This is a genomic window from Planktothrix pseudagardhii (assembly GCF_904830925.1).
In the GTDB taxonomy this organism is placed as follows: Bacteria; Cyanobacteriota; Cyanobacteriia; order Cyanobacteriales; family Microcoleaceae; genus Planktothrix; species Planktothrix tepida.
The window spans coordinates 2,708,178-2,732,970 of sequence record NZ_LR882967.1 but is presented as its reverse complement, the minus strand read 5'-3'; the positions used below and the strand labels follow the sequence as shown (position 1 = coordinate 2,732,970).

At 39.1% G+C, this 24,793-nt stretch carries 27 protein-coding genes and 1 tRNA gene; 15 read left to right on the top strand and 13 right to left on the bottom strand.

Translation table 11 applies throughout. The annotated features are described in order from the left end of the window. Positions 1-29: 29 nt before the first annotated feature. From NMK36_RS11590 to NMK36_RS11570, 5 genes are all read left to right on the top strand, one after another. The gene (locus NMK36_RS11590) at positions 30-1,070 is read left to right on the top strand and encodes a patatin-like phospholipase family protein (RefSeq protein ID WP_072721716.1); all 1,041 of its coding nucleotides are present in this window, start codon (positions 30-32) and stop codon (positions 1,068-1,070) included. A gap of 20 nt (positions 1,071-1,090) precedes the next feature. Further along, positions 1,091-1,942 carry an RnfABCDGE type electron transport complex subunit D gene (locus NMK36_RS11585; protein ID WP_072721718.1) on the top strand — a complete coding sequence of 284 codons (852 nt, stop codon included), beginning with the start codon at positions 1,091-1,093 and terminating at the stop codon, positions 1,940-1,942. Positions 1,943-1,985: 43 nt separating this feature from the next. Further along, positions 1,986-3,308, top strand: a complete 1,323-nt coding sequence (locus NMK36_RS11580) for a DUF2330 domain-containing protein (RefSeq protein WP_254173759.1) — start codon at positions 1,986-1,988, stop codon at positions 3,306-3,308. 195 nt (positions 3,309-3,503) lie between these two features. Further along, on the top strand, positions 3,504-5,417 hold the full coding sequence (locus tag NMK36_RS11575; RefSeq protein ID WP_072721722.1) for an alpha/beta hydrolase: 1,914 nt from the start codon (positions 3,504-3,506) through the stop codon (positions 5,415-5,417). A 102-nt stretch (positions 5,418-5,519) separates the two neighbouring features. Next, a complete protein-coding gene (locus tag NMK36_RS11570; protein WP_072721724.1) occupies positions 5,520-6,083 on the top strand; it encodes a Crp/Fnr family transcriptional regulator in 564 nt (187 codons plus the stop codon). 95 nt (positions 6,084-6,178) lie between these two features. Here the strand turns inward: NMK36_RS11570 and NMK36_RS11565 are convergent, their stop codons facing one another. The 6 genes from NMK36_RS11565 to psbH all read right to left on the bottom strand — a co-directional run bounded on the left by NMK36_RS11565 (position 6,179) and on the right by psbH (position 9,710). Further along, the gene (locus NMK36_RS11565; RefSeq protein WP_072721726.1) at positions 6,179-7,063 is read right to left on the bottom strand and encodes a DNA-methyltransferase; all 885 of its coding nucleotides are present in this window, start codon (positions 7,061-7,063) and stop codon (positions 6,179-6,181) included. Position 7,064: 1 nt separating this feature from the next. After that, on the bottom strand, positions 7,065-8,042 hold the full coding sequence (locus NMK36_RS11560) for a hypothetical protein (protein WP_254173758.1): 978 nt from the start codon (positions 8,040-8,042) through the stop codon (positions 7,065-7,067). Between the two features lie 59 nt (positions 8,043-8,101). Beyond that, complete coding sequence (locus tag NMK36_RS11555) at positions 8,102-8,368, bottom strand: DUF3146 family protein (protein ID WP_072721730.1); 267 nt, start codon at positions 8,366-8,368, stop codon at positions 8,102-8,104. Next, complete coding sequence (gene pth, locus NMK36_RS11550) at positions 8,365-9,006, bottom strand: aminoacyl-tRNA hydrolase (protein WP_072721732.1); 642 nt, start codon at positions 9,004-9,006, stop codon at positions 8,365-8,367. Before pth ends, NMK36_RS11555 begins: the two co-directional genes overlap by 4 nt. A gap of 62 nt (positions 9,007-9,068) precedes the next feature. Next, positions 9,069-9,329, bottom strand: a complete 261-nt coding sequence (locus NMK36_RS11545; RefSeq protein ID WP_072721734.1) for a TatA/E family twin arginine-targeting protein translocase — start codon at positions 9,327-9,329, stop codon at positions 9,069-9,071. Between the two features lie 177 nt (positions 9,330-9,506). Continuing rightward, positions 9,507-9,710 carry a photosystem II reaction center phosphoprotein PsbH gene (psbH, locus tag NMK36_RS11540; protein WP_072721735.1) on the bottom strand — a complete coding sequence of 68 codons (204 nt, stop codon included), beginning with the start codon at positions 9,708-9,710 and terminating at the stop codon, positions 9,507-9,509. Between the two features lie 231 nt (positions 9,711-9,941). On the opposite strand from psbH, the gene psbN reads away from it, so the two are divergent. The 5 genes from psbN (at position 9,942) to NMK36_RS11515 (ending at position 13,604) form a co-directional block, all read left to right on the top strand. After that, on the top strand, positions 9,942-10,073 hold the full coding sequence (gene psbN / locus NMK36_RS11535; protein ID WP_072722324.1) for a photosystem II reaction center protein PsbN: 132 nt from the start codon (positions 9,942-9,944) through the stop codon (positions 10,071-10,073). A gap of 96 nt (positions 10,074-10,169) precedes the next feature. Continuing rightward, on the top strand, positions 10,170-11,270 hold the full coding sequence (gene aroC / locus NMK36_RS11530) for a chorismate synthase (protein WP_072721737.1): 1,101 nt from the start codon (positions 10,170-10,172) through the stop codon (positions 11,268-11,270). Between the two features lie 3 nt (positions 11,271-11,273). Next, a complete protein-coding gene (locus NMK36_RS11525) occupies positions 11,274-12,185 on the top strand; it encodes an MBL fold metallo-hydrolase (protein ID WP_072721739.1) in 912 nt (303 codons plus the stop codon). 82 nt (positions 12,186-12,267) lie between these two features. Then, a complete protein-coding gene (locus tag NMK36_RS11520; protein ID WP_072721741.1) occupies positions 12,268-12,816 on the top strand; it encodes a DUF3747 domain-containing protein in 549 nt (182 codons plus the stop codon). Positions 12,817-12,860: 44 nt separating this feature from the next. Beyond that, the gene (locus tag NMK36_RS11515) at positions 12,861-13,604 is read left to right on the top strand and encodes a Uma2 family endonuclease (RefSeq protein ID WP_072721743.1); all 744 of its coding nucleotides are present in this window, start codon (positions 12,861-12,863) and stop codon (positions 13,602-13,604) included. Between the two features lie 48 nt (positions 13,605-13,652). On the opposite strand, the gene nadA is transcribed toward NMK36_RS11515, so the two are convergent. Beyond that, positions 13,653-14,627: a quinolinate synthase NadA gene (nadA, locus tag NMK36_RS11510; RefSeq protein ID WP_254173757.1), complete on the bottom strand. Its 975-nt coding sequence runs from the start codon at positions 14,625-14,627 to the stop codon at positions 13,653-13,655. Positions 14,628-14,755: 128 nt separating this feature from the next. On the opposite strand from nadA, the gene NMK36_RS11505 reads away from it, so the two are divergent. Together NMK36_RS11505 and NMK36_RS11500 are read left to right on the top strand one after the other, a co-directional pair. Next, entirely contained in the window at positions 14,756-15,688 is a 933-nt protein-coding gene (locus NMK36_RS11505; RefSeq protein ID WP_367997212.1) for a TIGR04168 family protein, read from the top strand. A gap of 28 nt (positions 15,689-15,716) precedes the next feature. Then, positions 15,717-15,801 (top strand) — tRNA-Ser (locus NMK36_RS11500). Positions 15,802-15,935: 134 nt separating this feature from the next. Here the strand turns inward: NMK36_RS11500 and NMK36_RS11495 are convergent. Beyond that, positions 15,936-16,424, bottom strand: a complete 489-nt coding sequence (locus tag NMK36_RS11495; RefSeq protein WP_072721746.1) for a DUF6803 family protein — start codon at positions 16,422-16,424, stop codon at positions 15,936-15,938. A gap of 451 nt (positions 16,425-16,875) precedes the next feature. Between NMK36_RS11495 and NMK36_RS11490 the strand changes: the two genes are divergently transcribed. After that, positions 16,876-17,190 carry a hypothetical protein gene (locus NMK36_RS11490; protein WP_254173755.1) on the top strand — a complete coding sequence of 105 codons (315 nt, stop codon included), beginning with the start codon at positions 16,876-16,878 and terminating at the stop codon, positions 17,188-17,190. A 101-nt stretch (positions 17,191-17,291) separates the two neighbouring features. Next, complete coding sequence (locus NMK36_RS11485) at positions 17,292-17,936, top strand: hypothetical protein (RefSeq protein ID WP_245824359.1); 645 nt, start codon at positions 17,292-17,294, stop codon at positions 17,934-17,936. A gap of 34 nt (positions 17,937-17,970) precedes the next feature. Here the strand turns inward: NMK36_RS11485 and pta are convergent, their stop codons facing one another. Next, the gene (pta, locus tag NMK36_RS11480; protein ID WP_072721751.1) at positions 17,971-20,061 is read right to left on the bottom strand and encodes a phosphate acetyltransferase; all 2,091 of its coding nucleotides are present in this window, start codon (positions 20,059-20,061) and stop codon (positions 17,971-17,973) included. A 200-nt stretch (positions 20,062-20,261) separates the two neighbouring features. On the opposite strand from pta, the gene hemB reads away from it, so the two are divergent. Next, entirely contained in the window at positions 20,262-21,266 is a 1,005-nt protein-coding gene (hemB, locus tag NMK36_RS11475) for a porphobilinogen synthase (RefSeq protein ID WP_072721752.1), read from the top strand. 408 nt (positions 21,267-21,674) lie between these two features. On the opposite strand, the gene NMK36_RS11470 is transcribed toward hemB, so the two are convergent. From NMK36_RS11470 to NMK36_RS11455, 4 genes are all read right to left on the bottom strand, one after another. Next, entirely contained in the window at positions 21,675-22,742 is a 1,068-nt protein-coding gene (locus NMK36_RS11470; RefSeq protein ID WP_072721754.1) for a hybrid sensor histidine kinase/response regulator, read from the bottom strand. Positions 22,743-22,753: 11 nt separating this feature from the next. Continuing rightward, entirely contained in the window at positions 22,754-22,975 is a 222-nt protein-coding gene (locus NMK36_RS11465) for a response regulator (RefSeq protein ID WP_072721755.1), read from the bottom strand. A gap of 376 nt (positions 22,976-23,351) precedes the next feature. Then, entirely contained in the window at positions 23,352-24,464 is a 1,113-nt protein-coding gene (locus NMK36_RS11460) for an IS630 family transposase (RefSeq protein WP_254172743.1), read from the bottom strand. A gap of 44 nt (positions 24,465-24,508) precedes the next feature. Beyond that, positions 24,509-24,781 carry a response regulator gene (locus NMK36_RS11455; protein ID WP_254173754.1) on the bottom strand — a complete coding sequence of 91 codons (273 nt, stop codon included), beginning with the start codon at positions 24,779-24,781 and terminating at the stop codon, positions 24,509-24,511. Positions 24,782-24,793: the final 12 nt, after the last annotated feature.

Below are 24,793 nucleotides of genomic sequence, written 5' to 3'. Positions count from 1 at the left end.
GTCTTTCTACATGGAGGTTATCGTAAAAAATGTCACAATTTACTCGCATTCTTTCTCTTGATGGTGGGGGGCTACGAGCAATCATGTCCGCCGAAGTATTAAAGTATGTTGAACAGAAATTACAGGATTTTACTGGAAATTCCGATGCTAGAATTGCGGATTATTTTGATTTAATTGCGGGAACCAGTGCCGGAGGAATTTTAACTGCTCTTTATCTTTGTCCTGATGCTGAAAATCCCCTCAGACCTCGGTGTTCGGCCCAAGAAGTTTATGATTTTTTTCGATATCAATCCAGCCAAATATTTTATCCTTTTTTTAATGATTCTTTGCAAACAGTAGGAGGATTATTTAATGAAAAATACTCCTATCAAAAGTTTAATCAGGTGATGGGGGATTTTTTTAAAGATCTTAAATTGAGCGAACTGCTTAAACCTTGCTTGATTACTTCCTATGAAATAGAAAGACGAGAAGCCCACTTTTTTACCCAACATGATGCTAAATTAAACCCAAAAGATGATTATTTAATTCGAGATGTTCTCCGGGCTACCTCTGCCGCCCCAACGTTTTTTGAAGTCGCTCAAATTCACGCTCTCAACCAGGAGGTTTATACTTGTATTGATGGGGGAGTCTTTGCCAATAATCCGGCTCTCTGTGCCTACGCAGAAGCCCGTCATAAATTTAATCAAGACTCTAATCTTGATAATCGCTATGAAACAGGCCCAACGGCTAAAGAAATGGTGATTTTATCATTAGGAACAGGGGAGGTTAAAAAGAAATATCCTTATGCGGAAGCGAAAGATTGGGGGAAATTAAAATGGCTTGATCCTCTATTTGATATTATTATGACTGGGGTGGCAGAAACCGTTGACTATCAAATGAAACAAATCTTTGATACGACGGGTAAACCTGAACGTTATTTACGAATTAATACGGTTTTGACGGATCGCAAAACTTTACCGATGGATGATCCTTCCGAAGCCAATCTCAAGGCAATTAGTCAATTAGGGCAACAATTAACAGAACAATATCGTCAACCGTTAGATCAGTGGATTCAACTGCTTTTAGTCTAAGCTCATTTAAGGATGAACTCATGTTTAAAGATGCTCGGAACGCTCAAATTCTATTTTTGTTGTTGTTTTTACTTCTAGGAATTGGAACGAGAGATTGGACATTAAGACCTAATTTCATGCTGGTAATTGGGTGTAGTTGTTTATTGACTCAATGGTTTTTCTCTTGCCTTTCCTCCTTCTATATTAACAAAAAAATTACACTTTTACCCCCAGAATTTTTAGCGTCTTGGCGCAGTGCCTTAATTACCGCATTAGGGTTGTGTTTACTCCTAAGAGCTAACCATTGGACAACCGTAGCCTTAGCCGGATGTTGTGCGATCGCCAGTAAATTTATCTTTCAATCTCAAGGAAAACATTTTTTTAATCCCGGTAATTTTGGGATTATTATCGCCTTAAGTTTAACAGCCGATGCTTGGGTTTCCCCTGGACAATGGGGAACGGATTCTTGGTATTTCCTTCTATTTTTAGTAACGGGAGGAATTATTCTTAAAAAAGTGGGTCGCTGGGATACTTCCCTTGCCTTTTTAATCACCTATACGGGATTAGAAGCTTGGAGAAATTTCAGTTTAGGATGGAGTTGGGATGTTTATAGTCATCAACTGATGAGTGGCAGTTTATTATTGTTTGCCTTTTTTATGATTACCGATCCACGTTCTATTCCCAATGCCACCTTAAGCCGAATTTTATGGGCTGTATTAATCGCTGGATTAACCTTTATTTTACAACATCAATTTTTTATCTCAACGGCTCTATTCTGGTCATTGTTTGCCCTATCTCCCCTAACTATTATTTTTGATCAATTTTTTAAAGCATCTCGCTTTTCTTGGTCAGAACAACATCTCAAATCTTTGCCTTCATCTCCTGTTTTTTAGTTAATATTTCCCATTCATAATAGTGTTTAAATAGGAGTCATTGATGAAAGTTTTAAACTGGGTTATTCTTGTTGTAGTTATTGTTTTATTCAGTGTTGGTTTTGCTTCTCCAGCCTGGGCATTTTGTGGATTTTATGTTTCTCAAGCCGATGCGAGTTTATATAATCAAGCTTCTCAAGTCATCATTGCCAGAGATGGAAACCGCACGATTTTAACAATGGCAAATGATTATCAAGGATCGGTGAAAGATTTTGCATTAGTTGTTCCGGTTCCTGTTATTTTAAAAGCCGAACAAGTCAAGGTTGGAGAACCCAAAATTATTCAACGATTAGATGCGTTTAGTGCGCCTCGACTGGTGGAATATTTTGATCCTGATCCTTGTAATCCTCAGCCTGAATATGATCAATTACCAGCACCAGCAACCAGAGGAGTTCAAGCATTACAGGAAAAACCTCGAGAATCTGACTCCAGTTTAGGAGTAACAATTGAAGCTCGGTTTACTGTTGGTGAATATGATATTTTGATTTTAAGTGCAAAAGAATCCGATGGATTAGAAACCTGGTTAACGCAAAATAATTATCGAATTCCTGAAGGAGCGAGTGCTTTATTAAAACCTTATATTCAACAAGGATTAAAATTTTTCGTTGCTAAAGTCAATTTAACAAAATTTGATCAAAGTGGGTTTCAAAATCTGCGTCCTTTAATGATGGCTTATGAATCCCCTCGGTTTATGTTACCGATTCGTTTAGGAATGATTAATGGCACAGGAGAACAGGATTTAATTGTTTATTTACTTTCTCCTAAAGGTCAAATGGAATTAACCAATTATCGCACGGTTAAGATTCCTTCCGATCAAGAAATTCCTGAATTTGTGAAAGAAGTATTTCCCGGTTTTTATAAATCCTTATTCACCAAAGCCTATGAACGAGAACAGAAAAAAGTTGCCTTTTTAGAATATGCTTGGAATATGGGCGGATGTGATCCTTGTTCTGCCGATCCTTTAAACTCTGAAGAATTAAAACAAGCGGGGGTATTTTGGTTAGATTCAGGCGCCTCGAATTCAGCGTTTATTACTCGCTTACATATTCGCTACACCCGGAATAATTTCCCCGAAGATTTAAACTTTCAACCCACAGCCAATCAAGAAAGTTTTCAAGGTCGATATATTATTAATCGTCCCTATCGGGGTCAGATGCAGTGTTCACAAGCCCTGCAATATCGGCAGTCTGTTCGCCAACGACAGGAACAAGAAGCGCAAAACTTAGCTACATTAACAAACTGGAAAATTGAGGATATTCGTCGTCGAATTAACTGGTTACAATTTAATCGAGATTCTTGGTGGAATCCATTCAAAAATAACAATTAATCTCATTGTCGGGTGCATCAACATCGCACATAAACCGTCTAATCTTGAACTAACATCCCCTAATAGGGGTTATACCAATTACCACAACAGGTCAATTTTGTGTCATGCTATTACCCGAAACAAAACTGCTCGCACAGGGTTTCAGAATGCTATGGCTGAAATCACCTGGATGTTTAACCTTGAATAAATAACACTATGGGTACTAAGCGAACATACCAAGGTTTACCCTTGTATTGGCATCAAGACACCGTTGAAAATGACTATCGTTGGTTAGAGTCGATTGTTCGTAACACGGCGCCGTTTTCTGATGCTTGGACAAAAGCTCGCATTGTCCAACTCGCTTATTCTATCCCCAAGGGGGTCAAGAGTCAATCCCTTTATAATTTGCCTATCTATGGCTCTTATAGCTCTGAATTAGCGATCGCAGAAGCATTACGTTCCACCTGTAATTTAGAAGAATACCCAGATTTTGAGACTCAAGTGAATGAAGATTATGTCATTCGCGCCTTAAATAGTTGGCATAATAAACAATTTGCTAAAGCGGTCAGTCGCAACTTTGAAGTTTATGTAGATCGTCAATATTCTAATTGTTTTTTAGTTGTTAGTACAGCCCGCACTTCATTAAATGTAGATCGAGAATTACCTCCTTTAGAACGATTTCGTCCCTTATTTAATATTGCTGAAATGGGGCAATTAATGCGGCGGGAAAACTTTCGCTATCTGACATTAAGAACTCATGGTTATGCAAATCCGGCTCATAAATTTTATCAAGAATTTATGGCAGAAATCGAGTCTTTATCCCAAAAGGGGCCGATTAATCAGATTGGGACATTAGAAAATCGGAGTGTTTATATTGGTTATACTTGGCCCAGTGAAATGCCCTTAATTCATCCGGGATTATGGAGTGATATGGGCGAACAAAAGGGCATTTCGTTGAAATTTTTATTTATTTTAGCCCTTATCGCTTGGATTGTAGGAACCGGATTTTATATTCTATTAACCTTAATTGGAGTTCCCTTCTTAAATTTATTCGGGATGGAAACGCCTTTATCTCCCCTGTGGTATTGGTTTGATTTAACTCAAATTTCTAATTTATTTGCTCAATGGAATTGGGTCGCCCTAACAGTTTTTGCCCTGTGGCTGCTATTAATGCAAATCTTACGAATTTCGGTTTATCAACGCGATCGCTATCGAGCCATTCACTACGGCGCACCCGATTTAGCAGAATTTTTTTGGAGATTAGATAAGGTTTTGGGTGAAAATCCTTATACCTCTATGCCTTTTTATGAACCTCAAAAAGAAATAGCTATTGCTAATTATTATAACCAAAACTTCCCCCCGATGAGTGTTAATTTAATTGGCCATAGTATGGGGGCGTTAGTGGTTGTTAATGTGCTCCGAATTCTGTCAGATCGATTTGGTAAAGAAGATCGTCTGGAATATGAAAAAAATAATATGGGGGATTATTTACAATTAAATCGATTAATTTTAACGGCTCCTGATATTCCGTTAGAATTTCTCCGTGAAGGTCGAAATAATTATGTCCGCTCTGCTATTTTGCGATGCAATGAAATTTATTTATTTTGCAGTGATCGAGATTTAATTCTTCGCTATATGTCTATTCTCGGAAACTGGTTTAGTGAACCCAGCGTAGAAATGTCTGGATTGCGATTAGGAAATGTTTATTTAAAACCCGTCAAAAATTCCATTAACTATCAACCTTATATTCGGGTGATGATGAGTTCTCAATCGGCGGTTAAACCCACTTCAGCTTATGATTTATTTGAAAAATTCAACTATATTGATTGTTCAGAAATGCCGGGAGTTAATGCTATCTCTCTCCCTTTAAATATTTGGACAAGCCTAATTATTGATGTGATGAATACTATCTTTTTTATTGCGGGTAAAGTAGATGTTCATGGGGGTTATTACTTCACGAACACCACCAGTTTTGATATTTTAAAACTTTTAATCACGAGAGATGGATTATCTCGCCCAGAAACCTTAACTGAAATTAACCGCCTCATTGCTGGAAAACCCGTTTTAGTTTTACCCTCCTATGAACCTGTACAAGACAGCAGCGACGAAGACGTTTATCATCAATCTTAAAAGTTTACCCGGCGGGAAATGTCAGAGAAGTTTAACCGAGACTGAACCTGAATTTAACCTCAAACCCTTAAGGTAGGGGTAAGTATTCAAAGGACTTCCTGTGTGACTATTCCAACCCTTGTTAGTCTTCCGTTAACGTCAAAATCCCGTACTTTTAATCCCCGTGAACAAATTCCACTTTGGTCTGATGCGCTGTGGAAAATTGAACGAGGGGTGGTGCGTACCCTCACCTGGACAGAAGAGGGAACCTTAATTATATTAGGATATTGGGGACAAAACGATGTGGTGGGAAAACCTTTATCCCAATTGCAACCTTATCAAATTGAATGTGTCACCTCCGTTGAAGTCAGTCTGATTGCTTCATCCCATTGGTCAAATTATACGGATGCGATTTTAACCCATCTCCGCCAAACGGAAGAACTACAAAGCATTCTCCACACCCAAGGTACAGAACAACGTTTATTGAATTGCTTAAAATGGCTGGGGAAAAAATTTGGTCGGTTGACACCGGAAGGATTATTAATTGATTTGCGTCTGACCCATGCTGATATTGCTGATGTTATTGCGACAACACGGGTTAGTGTCACTCGCATGATGATTAAGCTTGAACAGGACGGATTTATTCAACGTCCCCGTCGTCATTTTATTGTTTTAAATCAGCTTTGATAGCCATTAAATTAAGAATGAACCGATCAATGGTTCTAGCTATTGTAAAAGGCTTTTGATTTCGGCTATTTTTCTTTCGTAACCATTATCAGAGGTTAAGAAAGTAGATTAAATATATTAAGCTGCAAATTTAACTCATCAATTCTATCTTGAGCCATCATTTGATACTTTTCTACTAATTCAATACCAATAAATTTTCGGAATAATTTACAAGCCACCACTCCGGTTGTTCCAGAACCCGTAAAGGGATCAAGAACAAAATCTTGTTCCCTTGTAGATGCAAGTAGGCATATTTCCACTAGCTTTTCAGGGTAAACTGCAAAATGAACATCTCGGAATTTACTCAAGGGTATTTCCCATACAGTTCTTTTATTTCTGCCTTTTGGATGGAACGCTTGATCCCATCTTCCATCATGTAGGTTTTGATTTCCTGAGTTTTTACCAATTTCTGGTGTTCCATTGCTCTTTCCAAAATGATTTCGGCCACCTTTCATTTTTGATTTTTCTGTAAAAGTTATATGAGGTTCTCTAATCGCATCCGCGTTATAATAATATTCTGGAGTTTTAGCAAACAGAAAAATATATTCGTGATCGGTTGTCGGACGATCTTTTATAGATGAAGGCATGGCATTTGGTTTATGCCAAATAATATCACTTCTCAGAATCCAACCATCATCTTGTAAAGATAATGCGACTCGCCAAGGAATGCCGAGCAATGATTTGTTTCGATAAGTATCTCCCAAATTTAACCACAACAAACCATCAGGTTTTAGTTTCTTTCTGAGTTCTCTAAATAAAGCAACTAAGTTTGAGATGTAAATTTCCATATCACTTTCTTGACCTATTTCCTGTTGACTTTTCCCCTCAGAATACCTCCTGTGACCAAAATAAGGTGGGCTGGTTACAATGGCTTGAAAAAAATCATCTGGAAGTGTCGGCGCAATTTCTCTAGCATCACCAAGAATTACCTGATTTTCCATTTTACTTTTGCTCTCCTTCTAAGATTTTTTCCAGATATTTATTAAATTTGACTTGTGATTTTTCATCAAATCCTACAAATTTGTTGGGATTCATGTTGAAATGAAAAATTATGTCAATCTGATTCGTAATAGTTACTATTTCTGATGCAGACCAATTTTCTGCAATAATGATAACAACAATATGGGAGTTCGTGTTTGCGTTTTTAAGCTCGCTAATTGCAGTAATGAGGTCACGAGTAAACAGATGAGAATGACCGCCCCCTTCTGTTTCTCTTGTTTTTACTGGAATCAATAAACTTACATTATGAGTGCCATCTTTCGGCGTTAACTCAGCAGAAACATCAATCGTATGTTTTCCTAGTTTTATTTGCTTGTCAGCAATTTCAATATTCTTAAATTTCCCATAGTTTCCATAAATAGAATAATAATACTGAATCGCAGTGATGAGACTTGTTCTTATATTAGCCTCAAGACGATGACCACTGATACTGCGACGAGACCCTTCTAAACGATCAATTACAACCTCCCGTACTGCTGACCACTCAAAACTCTTTACAATCGTCCGATACTCAAATATTAGTTCGACCAAAGAATCAGTTTCAGCTATAATTTTTGTTAATTCATTATCGGCTTTTTGCATCCGAGAAATTAAAGGAGATAGCCTTTGTTGAGGGGCATCTCTGATCATCCATGCAAAAAAGTAAAAACACGCTTTGCTATGTGGATAAACACGACCAATCCCATCAAATAACAAAGGCTTTTCGTCATTTCCAGCTTGATAACAAGGCTTGATTATTTTTTCTATTTCCAACTTAGAACAAGATAACAGTATTTCATTTAAACACCGATTAGAACCTGTGATACGTTTAGCTTGTTTTTCAACCCAATCATAAAACGGTTTGGCTTGGTCTGCAAGTTTGGTAAGCTCTATTAATCGATCATGAGCAATGTTAATTGTATGAACAATCAGATCATTCATTTGAGTTAAATATTCTCCCTATAGGTCTCTAAACTGCCTTGCTTCCGTTATATCCTGACTTAAAATTGAGCACGAATGGTAAAAGAATAATCGCCACCGGGTTCTAATTGATAATCGCACTTTTCTAAAAATCGTCCCAAGGGTTCTTGAATTAAAGCTCGACCTTGGGACGGTTGAATCATGAGTCTTTTTGTGTGTCGAAATCGCCATTGAAATCGCCACTCATAATCCCCAGCACTGACTTCTCCTTCAAGAAGACCGAGTTGCCAAGATTGTCGCGTAATCCGAACATACGCGGTGGTTTCGGGTAAACGTTGAGAACTCACTCTGTACTATTAACGCTACGACTATTGTATAAACTCATCGCTTTTTCCACACCTTGACGCACACTTAAATCAATAGCTTCTCCCACCCATTGCAACACCTGTTCCATCACTTGCATTTCCGTTGACGAAAATTTTCCCAAAACGTAGGAAACGGTTTCCCGTTCAGGAGTTCCAGAGATTGAATTGGGTTTACCAATTCCAATTCTTAACCGAGGAAAATGTTGTGTTCCTAAATGGGAAATTGTAGATTTCATCCCATTATGACCTCCTGCTGAACCGGACAATCGCAGCCGTAACCGTCCCAAGGGTAAATCCATATCATCATAAATCACTAATACGGATTCTGGGGGAAGTTTATACCAATCAACAACAGCCCGAATTGCCTGTCCTGACAAATTCATGTAGGTCAGGGGCTTTAATAGTCGAATTTTTTCTCCAGAGGACGTTACCCCTTCGCCGAATTTCCCTTTAAACTTGCGCTGTTCTGAAATAGAAATTCGCCAAGCGGTTGCTAAAGCATCAATCGCCTCAAAACCAATATTGTGTCGGGTTTTATCATATCGGGATTCAGGATTTCCTAAACCTACAATTAATTGAGGAACAATTAATGTTTTAGCAGGTGTTACCTCCATTGTCATAATCGTTAATATCACACAATAATATTCATCTTGAAGTATAACCTGTTGGTTTAGGTTAAACTTTAATCAATAGAGTTAACTTGCTCCTCCTTTGGGCGAGTCGCGATTGTTGAGTTAGTTTCTGGCTTGATTTTAGCCGTTTCTTCTATTTGTTGAGCTTCCCGTTTAAATTCATTTTCAAATTCTTTGGAAGCTTGTTGAAACCCTTTGAGAGCTTTCCCTAAACTGCTGCCAATTTCAGGTAATTTTTTGGGGCCGAAAATTAATAGAGCTAGTACCAGAATCACCGCCATTTCAGGCAAACCAATACCAAATATATTCACAACAATAGTCTCCTATATGCTTACAAATAATCATTATAAATAGAAAACCGTGAACTGTGTCTAACTTTCAACAAGTCCAGAGGAATGATGTCGGGAGAGGATTCTCAATTCTTATACTTTAAATCGCTCTCCTAAATTACCCCTCACAGTTCACGATTGACCGGATTTGAAACTTGATTAGCGGGTTAAATTAGCCCAGTTCACATCCACATTTTCAAGGAGGAGGGAGGAGTTATAAATCTGTAAAATAATTAACAGAAACACGAAAAACAGTCCCATAAACACTGCCATTACAGGAGTTGTACCCCAACCTGGAGCAACTTTACCATACTCAGAATTTAAAGGTCTTAGTAAATCTCCTAACCAAGTCCGTTGTGCCATAGTTCACCTAAATTTTTTACGTCAACAAAATTTTATCTGGATTTTGGACACTCTCACCCCCTCCGGTTAGAGAAGGAATGGGAGGCTTAGGCTAATGTTACCCGATTTAGGGTATCCCCATTTCCGGTTCAACACGATATCCCGGCTCCAGCACCGAAATAATTGTTAAATTGTCTTAATTTTTATGAGTATTTTATTATAGAAGGACACGAATCACAAGGGATGAATCTCATGGAACCTGCAATAGCTCTTAACATAGGCATCGCTGCGGTTGTTATCGCCCTGACGGGATATGCGATCTATACAGCTTTTGGCCCTGCTTCTAATGATCTGCGCGACCCTTTTGAAGAACACGAAGATTAAAATCTGGTCTGTGGAACAGGCATCTTGCCTGTTCATTCAATCGTCATTGTGTTTCTAAGGTAAAATATAGAGTTTGGCAAAATAAATACGACCATTATGGGCAACACATTTGGGCATTTGTTTCGGATTACGACCTTTGGGGAATCTCACGGTGGGGCGGTGGGAGTTGTTATTGATGGTTGCCCTCCCCGATTAAAAATTGATATTAGCGATATTCAGGCGGAACTCGATCGCCGTCGCCCCGGACAAAGTAAAATTACCACTCCTCGCAAAGAAACCGATACCTGTGACATTCTCAGCGGCGTGTTTGAGGGGCAAACCTTGGGAACACCGATTATGATTATGGTGCGAAACCAAGATACTCGCCCCCAAGATTATAGTGATATGGCTATCAAATATCGCCCTTCCCATGCGGATGCTACTTATGATGCTAAATACGGGATTCGCAATTGGCAAGGGGGTGGACGCTCTTCAGCACGAGAAACCATTGGTCGGGTAGCGGCAGGGGCGATCGCTAAAAAAATTCTCAAACAATTCGCTGGGGTAGAAATTGTTGGCTATGTTAAACGGATTCAAAATTTAGAAGCAATTATTGATCCCAATACCGTTACGTTAGAACAAGTTGAAAGCAATATTGTCCGTTGTCCCGATGGCGATTGTGCCGAGAAAATGATAGAACGGATTGAACAAGTTCGGGATCAAGGAGATTCCATTGGTGGCGTAGTGGAATGTGTTGCCAGAAACGTACCGACAGGGCTTGGATCTCCGGTATTTGATAAACTAGAAGCAGATCTCGCTAAAGGAGTCCTGTCTTTACCCGCCAGTAAAGGATTTGAAATTGGCTCCGGCTTTGCAGGAACGCTCCTGACTGGGAGTGAGCATAATGATGAATTTTATCGTGATCCGACAGGGACTATCCGAACAGTAACTAATCGTTCTGGTGGTATTCAGGGTGGCATTTCCAATGGAGAAAACATTATTATCCGAGTAGCTTTTAAGCCAACTGCTACAATTCGGAAAGAGCAGCGTACCGTCACCCACGAGGGAGAAGAAACGCTGTTAGCAGCGAAAGGACGGCATGATCCTTGTGTTTTACCCAGGGCAGTGCCAATGGTAGAAGCGATGGTTGCCTTAGTCCTGTGTGATCATTTGCTGCGTCATCATGGTCAGTGTGGAACTTTGAAACCTGAAGAATAACAAATGGAAACCAGCCTATCGTCTGTTGGGCTCAGCCCTCAAAATTATCCTAACGTCTTTGATTCCTCCAAGAACCCTGAAGATTTTGTGATCCAGTTTTGGGGGGTTCGCGGTAGTATTCCCACCCCTGGAAAAGAAACCATTCGGTATGGAGGCAATACATCCTGTTTAGAAATGCGAGTCGCAGGTAAACGCTTAATTTTTGATGGCGGAACTGGCTTACGAGTTTTAGGGGATGAGTTAATGCGAGAAATCCCTGTAGAAGCGTATATGTTTTTTACCCATTATCATTGGGATCATATCCAAGGATTTCCTCTATTTACTCCGGCATTTATGCAGGGAAACTGTTTTCATATTTATGGGGCTATTCCACCGGATGGGGACTCGATGAAACAACATTTCATTGAACGGATTTTACATCCTAATTCTCCGGTTCCCCTCAAAGGCATTCAAGCTGACTTAAGATTTTATACCCTGAAGCCGGGGGATTCGATGATGTTGGATGATATTTTAATTGAAACGGGACAATTGAATCATCCTAATACCGCAATGGGTTATCGCATCACCTGGAATGGACGCACGGCGGTTTATTGTTCCGATACTGAACACCTCCCCGATGGTTTGGATGAAAATGTGTTAAATCTGTCTCAGGATGCTGATGTTTTGATCTACGATGCCATGTATAGCGATGAGGAGTATCATAATCCTAAATCTCCGAAAATCGGTTGGGGTCATTCCACTTGGCAAGAAGCTGTAAAAATGGCACAAGCGGCTGGGGTGAAGCGAGTCGTGATTTTCCATCATGATCCCTCCCACACCGATGACTTTCTCGATCAAATCGAACAGGAAGTCCAAGCTGTATTTCCCAAAGCCATTATGGCACGGGAAGGGTTAGTTGTTCCCGTTGGGTTTTAGAGAACCCTAACAGGTCTAGGGACAATAACCAGAGTATTATCAGTAGGTAAATTTAGAACCCATTGGACGGTGCAGATTATAGATGAAATTAGCACTGAAGCGAGCGCTTATAGCATTGATGATTGGGATATCCACTCTGAGTCTTCCCTTAAATGCGATCGCTGTAGAATTTGACCAGAAGGAAGTTGATCAGGAACGATTTGTGGCAATTGCTGTCCCTCGTGCCTTTGGACATACCTTAGTGGTTGTCGAACAAGTCTCAGATAGTCGCCCTTGTTGGAGTGAAAGTGGCTCTCAGCCTATTATTGTTGATCCGTTACTGCTCAATTTTGATTTTACAGGCATTTGTGGACGCGCAACGGATAGCAATGGTTATTCAGTCAGAATGGCGGGAAAAGATTTAGCTTTATCCCACGCCCTGAGTGTTCAAAGTACACCCAATGATATTTTGTTAGTTGCTCAGTCCCGTGCAGATGTATACGCCCCACCGATTATTATTGGTAGAACCTATGGATTTACGAATGGTTTTGCCAAAATTATTTTAGAACCGGGTTGGCGCTTAACCAAACGAGTTTATCAAGGAAAAACTTTAGGTCATATTTATTTTACAAACGATTCTCCGGCTTTTTAAAGCGTGCATTAAACTTAAATCATGTTAACACTCTCGTTAAAATTATGGTGACAACTCAGGAACAAATTATTACTCCTATTATTACTTGGGAAAAGTTACCCGATGATTTTATATTAGAAGAAGAACCTGTGGAAAATACGGCTCAACCTTTAATTGCGGGTGCGTTGCGCGAAAGTTTAGAATTAGCAGGGTTAATTCAACCGGAAATGCTAATTGCTTCTAATTTTGGGTTATGTGCAACAATGAATGGGGAATTAGTAATTAAAGCCCCAGATTGGGTGTATATAAAACAAGTAAAATCCATTGAACCGGAAACAACACGAAAAAGTTATACGCCGAATTTGCAAGGGGATATTCCCAGTATTGTTATTGAATTTTTATCGGAAACTGAAGGGGGAGAATATTCGGTTAAACGTAGTTATCCGCCGGGGAAATGGTATTTTTATGAACAAATTTTGCAAGTTCCGATTTATGCTATTTTTGAACCGATAACGGGACAATTAGAAGTTCATTCTTTACAAAATAGCCGTTATGAATTGGATAAAATCAATGAGAATAACTGTTATTGGATTGAAGATTTAAAGCTATTTTTAGGGGTTTGGCAAGGGGAAAAAGAGCAACGGAATGGGTATTGGTTGCGCTGGTGGGATGAAGCAGGAAATATACTTCCTTGGGGGGTAGAAAAGGTTGAACAAGAACGTCAACGAGCGGAACAGGAGCGTCAACGGGCAGAAAAATTAGCTGAATTTTTGCGATCGCAGGGAATTAATCCTGATGAAATTTGTTAAGGAATCAAAAACCCGGTTTCTTCAAGAAACCGGGTTTTTGGGAAACAACTATTTACTCATTTCTAACATTCGTTGAATCGGACGTAAAGCTGCAATGCGAATCTCTTCAGGAAGGGTAATTTCTGGGGAACGATTTTTCATGGATAAATACAATTTTTCCAACGTATTTAACCTCATGTGGGGGCATTCATTACAGGCACAACTATTCATTGGAGGGGCTGGAATAAAGGATTTACCTGGGGTTTCCTTCTCCATTTGATGAATAATTCCCGGTTCAGTAACAACAATAAAACTCGACTTAGGACTTTTCTTGGCATAGTTTAATAATGCCGTTGTTGAGCCAATATAATCCGCATGACGTAAAATCGGGGGTTCACATTCAGGATGAGCAATAATTTCCGCTTCAGGATGTTCTATTTTCAATTGAACTAACTTTTTCTCGGAGAAGTTTTCATGCACCAAACAAGCCCCTTGCCATAACACCAAATCCCGTCCCGTTTCTGCCATTACATATCGTCCTAAATTGCGATCTGGAGCAAAAATAATCGGTTGATCTTCAGGAATTTGCCGAACAATATCCACTGCATTAGAACTGGTGCAAATAATATCACTCATGGCTTTAATTTCAGCCGTGCAGTTAATATAAGACACCACTAAATGATCAGGATATTGAGCTTTAAATTCAGCAAAGGCATCCGGTGGACAACTTTCGGCTAAAGAACAGCCCGCATTTAAGTCGGGTAACAATACTAATTTATCAGGATTCAAAATTTTGGCGGTTTCTGCCATAAAATGAACCCCTGCAAACACAATCACATCTGCATTAGTTTGAGCCGCTTGACGAGATAAGCCCAAAGAATCTCCAATATAATCAGCAATATCTTGAATATCAGGATCTTGATAATAATGCGCTAAAATAACGGCATTCAACTCTTTTTTGAGGGATTGAATCGCTGCAAATAAATCAGTCGGTAAATCTGCAACCGTCGAACCATTTTGTCGGGGAAGTGTGGATGTAAACACAGTGCAAACCTTCTAGGAACCGTGAACCATTTTGAATTGTAGCTCCTAATTATAGTTGAATTCACCAAAAATGGGGATTCACGGTGAGCAAATAATTGCTTATCCTAGATCAGAGAACCTTTGAAACCATAAGCGTTGTGAATACCAAACCCATTAAAATTGCTGTTGTCGGGGATGTTCATGATCAGTGGGAAAACGATGATGCCCTGGCTTTGAAGTCTTTAGAGGTTGATTTAGTGCTATTGGTTGGGGATTTTGGCAATGAAGCGGTGGAGCTTGTCAGAACCATCGCTGAGTTAGAGATTCCCAAGGCGGCGGTCTTTGGCAACCATGACGCCTGGTATACCGCAACGGAATGGGGTCGGAAAAAATGCCCCTATAATCGTCAAACGGAAGATTGGGTGCAAGAACAACTGGATATTATGGGGGAAGATCATGTCGGTTACGGAAAACGGGACTTTCCCCAGTTGCAGTTAACCGTTGTGGGTGGTCGTCCCTTTAGTTGGGGTGGCCCGGAATGGAAATATAGTGATTTTTACGAAGAACGATTTGGGGTGAATAATTTTGCCACTTCCGCCCAGCGCATGATTAAAGCGGTACAATCGGCCCGTTTTGAGCGGATTCTGTTTTTAGGTCACAACGGCCCTACAGGTCTAGGAGAGGCAGCAGAAGCCCCCTGTGGCAAAGATTGGAACCCCCTAGGAGGAGATTATGGCGATCCTGATTTTGCCGAGGCAATCGCCCAAGCCCGAATATTAGGTAAAACCATTCCCCTGGTTACTTTTGGTCATATGCACCATACCCTCCGTCATACCAAGACCCGTCTCCGTCAACGGTTAGTGACTAGCTCTGAAGGAACAGTTTATCTCAATGCAGCTTGCGTGAGTCGGATTCGAGAAACACCCCAAGGACAACAACGGAATTTTTCCCTTGTGACCTTAGACTCCGAACAAGTCTCGGAAGTATCCTTAGTTTGGGTCGGTGAGGATTTTCAGGTGGTTGAGACGGAATTACTTTATTCTTCTACTGCACTCTTGGCACAATCTGCGTTTATGCTATAATTCCTATTTAGCTCATGAATGAGCAATTGGAGAGGTGGCAGAGTGGTCGATCGCGCCTGACTTGAAATCAGGTGAACTGAAAGGTTCCGTGGGTTCAAATCCCACCCTCTCCGTTATTTTAGAGTGCTTTCGGGCAGGTTTTTCACTCCACATAACCTTTCAGTTACCCTGATCATCACTCAACTCTTCACCGCGTAAGTCCTGTTCTTTTTAGAACAAACCCCTATAAAATCCGTTTCATTGCCCATTACATCCCCGGCATCCCTGAATGTCCGCCTAATAGGGAAGGACTGAGCATTCCAAAAATCATGGCAATATGGGCAACAACCAGAAAAACAGCAACAAAGGTGGCGTGAAGTTTGAGTTTGGATTCTTCACTTTTATGTTTACCAATTAAGTCTAATTCTAAAAGACTAATTCCTAATAAAGGCACAACTCCTAATAAATAAAATCCTACGGCAATCACATCAATAATGGTTCTCCATTGTCCCGCCATTGTGATGGGAATAACCGCTTTAAAAAATAGATGTAAAAAGATGATTAAAAAGTAAAATCCTGCTAAAATACCGGCGAATTTATTAATTATTCTGACTGTTCCTTTTAAATTCCGAGTAAATAAAATATACAGTTCAGATACTGCAATTGTTTCTGCTAAAATCACAGGCACAGCCATAAAAATCAACAAATTCCAAGGCTGGTTAGTGGCGAGAAGCTCCATATAATGAGTCATATCCATGGGACTTTTCCTCTGTTTTTATAATTAATAATAGTCAATTTTTTGTGATCTTAGCATTAAAAAAATATTAACTCTGCCTCTGCGCTCAGATTCAAGCAAGTCAGGAGAATACTGGCTTTACAGCACTTTCTTCCTGAGACATCTTGATGCTACGACCTCAAAGATAAGTTAAGGATTAACGAAATACAGGGCGGAGTTTGTAGAAGTTATTCAGGTTATGATTACTTTTATTTATCGTTTTAACAATTAAGAATATTTGCTTTTATTATTCCATCAACGTACATTAAAAGTCATCAGTTTAAACCCAACTTACAAAGAACTCTTGCGAGGTACAACATGAATTCTACTTCATTCACAGCATCACTCTTCCGAAATTAAACAAATGAGTTAAGTCTCACAATTAAAAACTCAAAGTTTATAAGCGTAAGTAAAAAAGATGAAAGTTTTCCCGATGCCTCTTGTTGTCTTATTAATCGGAATCAACTTGATTATTTCTTTCCCTGCTTTAGCAGAAGATTCCCCCTCTGTCATCGGTAGTTCTGAGGCTTTGGAAGTCGGTCAAAAAGTAATTTGGCTATACAAAGTTCGTGCAGATTCTACTGACATTCATAAAATTCCGGCTGAAGTTGTCAAGTTAGGCTCCAAGCAAGTCCAAATTAAGTTTCGTAAAAATAGCAACAAATTTATCAATCGCTGGGTGAATCGAAATCGGATTGAGAGTTTCCCTTCTGTTCAAAATCCAGACCCTGACAAAAATACGGATTAGGAAAAATCCTCCCCTTTCATCAATTAAATTGATTAAAACAACAAACAAAACTATTTGCTTTTATTGAAGCACTTTGTTTAAAGTAAAGTTCGAGGAAACAAATGTCAAAGCAGGAAAATAATATGCGGTTTCTCAAAATTGTCTTTGTCGGTCTTTTATTATGCGTGAACCTTGTTATAGCTCAACCCTCTTGGGCTAACAAAGATTTTACGAAAGGTGCTGATTATACTGAAGTCACTCAAGCCCTCAATCAACTTCTACAAGTCAAGAATACACCGGAGGAAGCGGGCTATACCCCTGAACAATTTCAGCACCGACTCGCCCAATTACAGTCTCAAAAAACGATTCTGGAAACTGCCAAAAAACGGGCGCAGTGTCGCAATGAAACTGGAAAAACCATCGGGGTTTATGCCAGTGATGGTGGAAAAACCCCTAGCGAACTTTATTTTCTAGCAACGGGTCAAATTACGGATGATGATTGGGATTGTGATGGTTTCTACTTACCCGCAGGTTCTCAAGTAGTTCTCAGTCCAAATACTCCAGTCCAAGAGTTAACTGAACCCATTACAGTTAAGTTTGTTGACGGTACCCAATCTATAGCAAAAACCAACCCAACAACGGGTGTGATTGAATTGAATATTGAACCTGCCCATATTTTAAAAGCAGGTGAAAGTAACGGGTTAATTCCCACATTATCTCAAGCAGATATTGATACCCAAATTCCGAATCCAGAGTTAATTGACTAATCACTGAATTTGGCTTCAGGGAAATCAATGCGTTTTAATTTATTCCCTGAGCTTGAATTGCCGTAATCGCAACGGTATTGACAATATCAGGAATCGTACAGCCTCGACTTAAATCATTCACGGGTTTATTTAACCCTTGTAAAACCGGGCCAATGGCAATCGCATCCGCCGACCGTTGTACAGCTTTGTAAGTATTATTTCCCGTGTTTAAATCAGGGAAAATAAACACCGTTGCGTGTCCGGCTACTTCACTTCCAGGGAGTTTTGTTTTAGCCACATCTTCATCAACCGCCGCATCATATTGAATCGGGCCTTCTATTTTTAAATCGGGGCGTAATTGACGGGCAAGAATGGTGGCTTCTCGAACTTTATCGACATCTTCTCCTTGACCGGATTCTCCCGTAGAATAGGATAACATAGCCACTAAGGGTTCCACCCCAAATTGTTGAGCGGTTAAGGCAGAACTAATGGCAATATCTGCTAATTGTTGAGGATTAGGATTAGGATTAACCGCACAATCTCCATAGACTAAAACCCGGTCTTCTAAACACATTAAAAACACACTGGAAACAATGGAACATCCGGGTTGAGTTCTAATAAATTCTAAGGCGGGACGAATTGTATGTCCGGTGGTATGAACGGCACCGGATACCATGCCATCTGCCATGCCTTTATAAACCATCATTGTACCAAAATAGCTAACATCGTGCATCACATCTCGCGCACAATCTTCGGTAATACCTTTATGTTTTCGGAGTTGATAATAGGTTTGAGCATAGTCTTGATACCATTCGGAAGTCATGGGATTAACAAGATTAACGCCATCGAGTTTTAAGCCAAAGGAAGTTGCTTTTTCTCGAATTTCATCGGGATTTCCTAATAAAGTAATTTCGGCGACACCCCGCCTTAATAAAATTTCACTGGCTTTTAAAATCCGTTCTTCTGTACCTTCGGGTAAGACAATATGTTGACGTTGTTTTTTAGCTCGTGCAATTAATTCATACTCGAACATAATTGGCGTAATGCGCGAAGGACGAGATAAGGAAATCCGTTTTTCGATTTTAGACGTATCAATATAGGTTTCAAATCCTCCTAACGCAGATGCGATTTTTCGCTCGTTATCTGGCGTAATTTTTGAATGCACATGGTTAATTTTAGTGGCGGTATTGTAGGTATCGGTTTCCACCGCCAATAGGGGAACTGTCCATTTTTTAAAGCCTTTAATCAGTTTATGGAGGGAGGGCGCAAGTTCTAAGCCTCCGGTTAAAATAATTCCGGCAATATTGGGATAATTTTCTGAAAAAGTGGAAGCTAAACACGCTAAAATAATATCAGCGCGATCCCCTGGGGTAATGATTAAACTGCCTTCTCGAATATGATATAAGAAATTCGGAACGTGCATTGCCGCCACTTTAAACGATATCACTTCTTGTTTTAATTGTTCTGGATCACCATGAACCAATCGAGCTTGAACGGCGGTGGCAATTTCTCCAACGGTTGGTTTCCCTAAGTCTTCGATTTCGGGTAAGAAAAACACCGGATCATCATAAGACCAAATATGTTCCAGTTGATCAGCAACGGATTGAAATTGTTCTAAGGGAATGCGATTAACCATCGTTGCTACTAAGCTACACCCTTGTTCTATAAAGGCTTCTCGTTCACTTTTGACACTGCTAATCAGTTCTTTTATCGTTTTCCCTTGACCATTAGCAACTAATAAAATAGGGGCGGATAATTGATTGGCAATTTCTGCATTTAGGTTAAACTCAAAGGCGGAAATAACATCAGTAAAATCCGTTCCTTCACAGATAATAAAATCACATTTAGCTTCTAAAATTTTATATTTTTCAATAATGCGTTTGAGAATTTCTTCAAGTTGTCCTTCTGCAACTAACGTCCGGGTTTCTTCATGGGTGACTCCATAATAAGTTTCATAGGAAAACTCTAAATGATAGCGACTGGAAATCAGTTCAATATCATTATCTGGTTGGGTTCCCGCATGAATCATAGGACGGAAAAATCCTAACCGTCGAATGCGTTTGGAGAGTAATTCCATGATGCCTAACAGAATCAAGGATTTACCACTATTGGGTTCAATGGCACTAATATATAAATTGTTAATCATAAGTTAAAAATCGGTTAACGTCAGATTTATTCCCTCTCTTTAATTCTAGGCTGATTTTTCAGATCGGTTGTGACTCTTGGCAAAGTTCGGCTTTTTTTTAAGATTGTTACATTTATTAACAATTGGGGAAGATTCACAACTCACCACAATGGGATAATAAGTGATTGGTCTTTAGTAAAATTTTTTATTGATCGCTTCTTATGCCATCCCAATCTCACCGAAATTCCTTAAATCTGGTTCAACGTCCTCGCCGTCTCCGCCGTACCGATGCTTTGCGGCGCATGGTTCAGGAAACCCATCTTACGGTTAATGACTTAATTTATCCTCTATTTGTTATGGAGGGGGAAAACCAAAAAGTTGAGGTTTCTTCCATGCCCGGAAGTTACCGCTATACCTTAGATTTACTTTTAAAAGAAGTCAATGAAGCTTGGGAATTAGGTATCCCCGCCATTGCCTTATTTCCCTTGGTCGCTGAAGAAAAAAAAGATAACGCAGGAACAGAAAGTTATAACCCCGATGGCTTAATTCAACGCACGGTGCGGGCGATTAAACAGGCTATTCCTGAAATTATGATTATCACCGATATTGCTCTTGATCCGTTTTCGAGTAAAGGTCATGATGGCATCGTCAGTGATGACGGGGAAATTCTCAATGATGAAACCGTTGAAGTCTTAGTCAAACAAGCCCTGTCCCATGCGGAAGCGGGGGCTGATATTGTCGCGCCGTCGGATATGATGGATGGTCGCATTGGGGCAATTCGTGAGGGGTTAGATGAAGCGGGATATATTGAAGTCGGGATTTTAGCTTATACTGCCAAATATGCCTCCGCCTATTATGGCCCCTTCCGGGATGCCTTGGATTCCGCTCCTAAATTTGGCGATAAGAAAACCTATCAAATGAACCCCGCCAACTCCAGAGAAGCGTTAACGGAATTGGCTTTGGATGAATGCGAAGGGGCAGATATTGTCATGGTCAAACCCGCTTTAGCGTATTTGGATATTATTCATCTGCTGCGGTCAGCAACAGATCTTCCCGTAGCCGCTTATAACGTCAGTGGGGAATATGCCATGATTAAAGCCGCGGGACAAATGGGTTGGATTGATGAGAAAAAAGTCATGTTAGAAACCTTAACCAGTATTAAACGGGCCGGGGCTGATTTAATTCTCACCTATTTCGCTAAGGAAGTCGCTTTGATTTTACGTTAAGAAAGATTAAAATAAGGCGGGTTTTACATCTTCACCCGCCTCCACCGTAAACTATCAACGGGGAAAACCGGAGACTCGGAAAAAATATAAAGATTATTAATAGATATTTAGATTTTATTTTAATATTTAAAACAATTCTCTTAAAAGTCAATTTTTTATTGAGAATAATTAGCAAAAAGTTGACGGATTCATAGGGGTTCTGGTATAGTAAGAAAAAGGGTATTCAAGGGCTTATTGTGTCTATGGGTAAAAATTCAGTCTATAACCCCCTTGCTGTCGTCAATACTGTATAAAAAATTACCCAGATTTCGTTTAGCGATGCACGGATTTTTGGAAGAGAATATTAAGTCGAGGCTAGGTATCTTGACAAAATTCTTATTTTGTGCATTGACGTTTCTTTTCCCTATTTTAGATTACGACAGTAAAAATAGACCCTTGAGGAGCGTTATTTTCAATAGAAATTGTCCCTCCGTGAGCTTCAACGGCTAATTTACAAAACGCTAAACCTAATCCAATTTGAGGAATTCCTTTGCGAAAAGTTCCGATATCGTATTTCTCAAAAATCCGTTGTCGGCTTTCTTCACTAATCCCAGAACCGCAATCGATTACCTGAATTTTCACCATTGCGTCCGGGGGATAACTGATTCGAAAAGTAACTTGACTTCCTACGGGAGAAAATTTAATAGCATTCGATAATAAATTATCAATCACTCGATGCAAAATCACCGGATCAACAAATATTTGTCTCCCGGCTTCGGGAAACTCATACAATAATTTGATCTGACGATAAGCCACAATTGCTTCAAAATCCGTCACCACTGTATGACCCATTTCAGATAGATCAACCTGCTCATACTCCAAAACGAATTCATCCGTTTGAACTTTAGCTATAATTAATAAACTATTGACTAAGGAAACCATGCGTTTGCTGAGTCGTAAAATATCCTCAACCTTTTGAAGTTGTTTGGGTTGTAATGGGGAAAGTTTGAGAAGTTCACAACTAAATAAAACCCCAGCTAAAGGATTATTCAAATCATGAATAATCATATTCGATAAATCCTCTCTCGCTTGAAGTAACGCTTGTAATTCATCATATTGCTGCTTCATTCTTAACATAGAGCGAATTCGGGCACGCAATTCAATCCCATTCACCGGCTTACTAATAAAATCATCCGCACCTGCATCTAAACAAAGTGCTAAATCTTCTTTAGCCGTTAAAACGGTGACCATAATAATCGGAAGATGACACCAAAGGGGATTTTTTTTGATCTGATGACAAAGTGCAATTCCATCGAACTGTGGCATCATCATATCTAATAAAATCACATCTGGTGATTTGACCGATAAATAGTCCAAGGCTTCAGTGCTGCTCCTGGCAAAACTCAGATCATACCCTTCTTGATATAAAAGAAATTCGATGACATGAAAATTGTCTGGCTCATCATCCACTATCAGCACGGAAGGAGGTAAAGCCATTCTTAACTCCTTTAACAAGATTTTGAGAAGAAAGTTTGTATCGTTTCTAATAATTGTACAAGACGAATGGGTTTCGTTAAATAGACATTTACATTCATTGCTAAATACCGTTCTTGATCTTCCGGCATAGCCAAAGCCGTTAATGCAATAATTGGAATTTGATAAATTGATGAATTTGCTCTAATTTGGCGCATGGCTGTTAATCCATCTATTGGAGGCCTGGAAATATCCATTAAAATCAAGGGCGGTCATTGCTCTTGTGTTATTTTAAGCACGTCTCAACTATTTTTAGCAAGCACAACTTGATAACCTTTGCCATCCCCATACTCCAACTTCAAGTAGTGCTATATCTTTCTTTAAGTAACGACGATAGACGGTTCGATGTTCTGGAGAATCGTCTTGTTGAATTCAAGTTTCAGCGCAGCAGAGAAACTTCTAGCCAATAATGAAGAAAATGCTTGATTGTCTGTTTGAAGTCATCTATTCCTATAGGTTTTAAAAGATAACTGTTAGCTCCGTATAGATAGCAGGTTTCTATATCTTTAGGGTTGGAAGATGAGGTTAAGACAATAATCGGGATACTTTTTAGCATTATAAGCTGTTGTGTATTTAAACTGTGATTATAGCATTACCTTTGTTTTTAAGTTTACGTCCCCATTTAATAGATAACTGTCCTTCATTTAAAAGCTGATGTAATAAACACTCTAGCTCATCAACTGATTTAAAGAGTCGATGAGCTATATATTCTTTAGCTGAATGCCAGACTAATTCAATTAAATTATAATCTGGACTATATGCTGGAAGAAATTCTAAATAGACATTCGGCATTTCTGCTTTAATTTTTTCTAGGTACTCTTCTTTTTTGTGAAAACTTGCATTGTCAAGAATAATCAGGATCTTAGCTCCTTTTTCTACAAATTCTTCTGCTTGATTTCCCGCTAATACCCATTCATAAATTAGCTCTTGATAAAAACTTTTTAACACTTGATAAAAATTATCTGCATTTCCTTTATCCAGAAATTCTACAAATCTTTTTTTATCCGAGTACCTCAATCCTCCCATCACATTAACTCTTCCTTTCCTCCTGTCTCCTCTAATCTGTTTCCTCTTCCCTTTTTTACACCAATTCTTTCTTTTTATCACTCTTAAATTAAATCCACTTTCATCCCAAAACCATACCTGTAATTGTTCTGGACTTTCTTTTGCTATTTTCAAATATTCTTCTATTTTATCTTTAAATAATTTTCTTTTTTCTGGATCTCTTTTCTCTTCTAAGCTATACTTTGCCCACAAATAAACATACTTTTTTTCCTTTAATATCTTTCTCACTTGTGAACTACTTAATTTGATTCCTGTGATTTGTTCTAAATAAGTTGCCAATCTTTCTCCTGTCCATCTCCCAAATTCATATCCTAATTCTTCCGGTTCTTTTTCTACTGTTTCTAATAATATCTCTATATATTTGTCTGTGGCTTTTCTATAATTTCCTTTCATTCTTTCATCTTTTAGGCTTTCTAATTTGTCAGGGTCTCCATGTACACACCAATAACATACTTTGTTTAATGAGCAGCCCAAAAACTTGGCAATTTCACTTTGCTTTTTACCATCATTTAGCAATAATAAAATCAAGATTCTTTCTCGGATTTGTCCATTTTCTTCCTCTTTCAATCTTTTCTGTAGTTTCTCTACTTGCTTTTCATTTAAATGATTTTTAGCAGGCATCTTTTGATTGATTTTTCTAAACTTGGTTTTTCATTATACCCTATTTAGATGCTTAACAGCTTATCTTGTTTTACCTGGTAAATAACCTCCCGACCATCCGTTCCCGGTAAGTTCAGATCCAGAAGAATTAAATCTGGAACAGGTGCGATATCGGGATTAGAATAATGATCTTGATGATACAAATAAGCTAACGCATCGTCTCCATCCATAACCCTATAAATCCGATTAGAATAGGATAACTGTCGCATCACCCGTTTGAATGCGGTGAAGTCTTCATCACTATCCTCAACCACTAATATCGTTCTTTGATATTGCATTCACTTTCCTCA

Coding starts and splice junctions, on each gene's coding strand:
- hemB (WP_072721752.1), top strand. CDS start 20,262: ATGCCATCCCAATCTCACCGAAATTCCTTAAATCTGGTTCAACGTCCT.
- NMK36_RS11485 (WP_245824359.1), top strand. CDS start 17,292: ATGTCAAAGCAGGAAAATAATATGCGGTTTCTCAAAATTGTCTTTGTC.
- NMK36_RS11580 (WP_254173759.1), top strand. CDS start 1,986: ATGAAAGTTTTAAACTGGGTTATTCTTGTTGTAGTTATTGTTTTATTC.
- psbN (WP_072722324.1), top strand. CDS start 9,942: ATGGAACCTGCAATAGCTCTTAACATAGGCATCGCTGCGGTTGTTATC.
- psbH (WP_072721735.1), bottom strand. CDS start 9,710: ATGGCACAACGGACTTGGTTAGGAGATTTACTAAGACCTTTAAATTCT.
- NMK36_RS11565 (WP_072721726.1), bottom strand. CDS start 7,063: ATGGAAAATCAGGTAATTCTTGGTGATGCTAGAGAAATTGCGCCGACA.
- NMK36_RS11525 (WP_072721739.1), top strand. CDS start 11,274: ATGGAAACCAGCCTATCGTCTGTTGGGCTCAGCCCTCAAAATTATCCT.
- NMK36_RS11590 (WP_072721716.1), top strand. CDS start 30: ATGTCACAATTTACTCGCATTCTTTCTCTTGATGGTGGGGGGCTACGA.
- NMK36_RS11495 (WP_072721746.1), bottom strand. CDS start 16,424: ATGGATATGACTCATTATATGGAGCTTCTCGCCACTAACCAGCCTTGG.
- NMK36_RS11460 (WP_254172743.1), bottom strand. CDS start 24,464: ATGCCTGCTAAAAATCATTTAAATGAAAAGCAAGTAGAGAAACTACAG.
- NMK36_RS11465 (WP_072721755.1), bottom strand. CDS start 22,975: ATGGATATTTCCAGGCCTCCAATAGATGGATTAACAGCCATGCGCCAA.
- NMK36_RS11455 (WP_254173754.1), bottom strand. CDS start 24,781: ATGCAATATCAAAGAACGATATTAGTGGTTGAGGATAGTGATGAAGAC.
- NMK36_RS11585 (WP_072721718.1), top strand. CDS start 1,091: ATGTTTAAAGATGCTCGGAACGCTCAAATTCTATTTTTGTTGTTGTTT.
- NMK36_RS11470 (WP_072721754.1), bottom strand. CDS start 22,742: ATGGCTTTACCTCCTTCCGTGCTGATAGTGGATGATGAGCCAGACAAT.
- aroC (WP_072721737.1), top strand. CDS start 10,170: ATGGGCAACACATTTGGGCATTTGTTTCGGATTACGACCTTTGGGGAA.
- pth (WP_072721732.1), bottom strand. CDS start 9,006: ATGACAATGGAGGTAACACCTGCTAAAACATTAATTGTTCCTCAATTA.
- NMK36_RS11515 (WP_072721743.1), top strand. CDS start 12,861: ATGGTGACAACTCAGGAACAAATTATTACTCCTATTATTACTTGGGAA.
- NMK36_RS11490 (WP_254173755.1), top strand. CDS start 16,876: ATGCCTCTTGTTGTCTTATTAATCGGAATCAACTTGATTATTTCTTTC.
- NMK36_RS11560 (WP_254173758.1), bottom strand. CDS start 8,042: ATGAATGATCTGATTGTTCATACAATTAACATTGCTCATGATCGATTA.
- NMK36_RS11520 (WP_072721741.1), top strand. CDS start 12,268: ATGAAATTAGCACTGAAGCGAGCGCTTATAGCATTGATGATTGGGATA.
- NMK36_RS11575 (WP_072721722.1), top strand. CDS start 3,504: ATGGGTACTAAGCGAACATACCAAGGTTTACCCTTGTATTGGCATCAA.
- pta (WP_072721751.1), bottom strand. CDS start 20,061: ATGATTAACAATTTATATATTAGTGCCATTGAACCCAATAGTGGTAAA.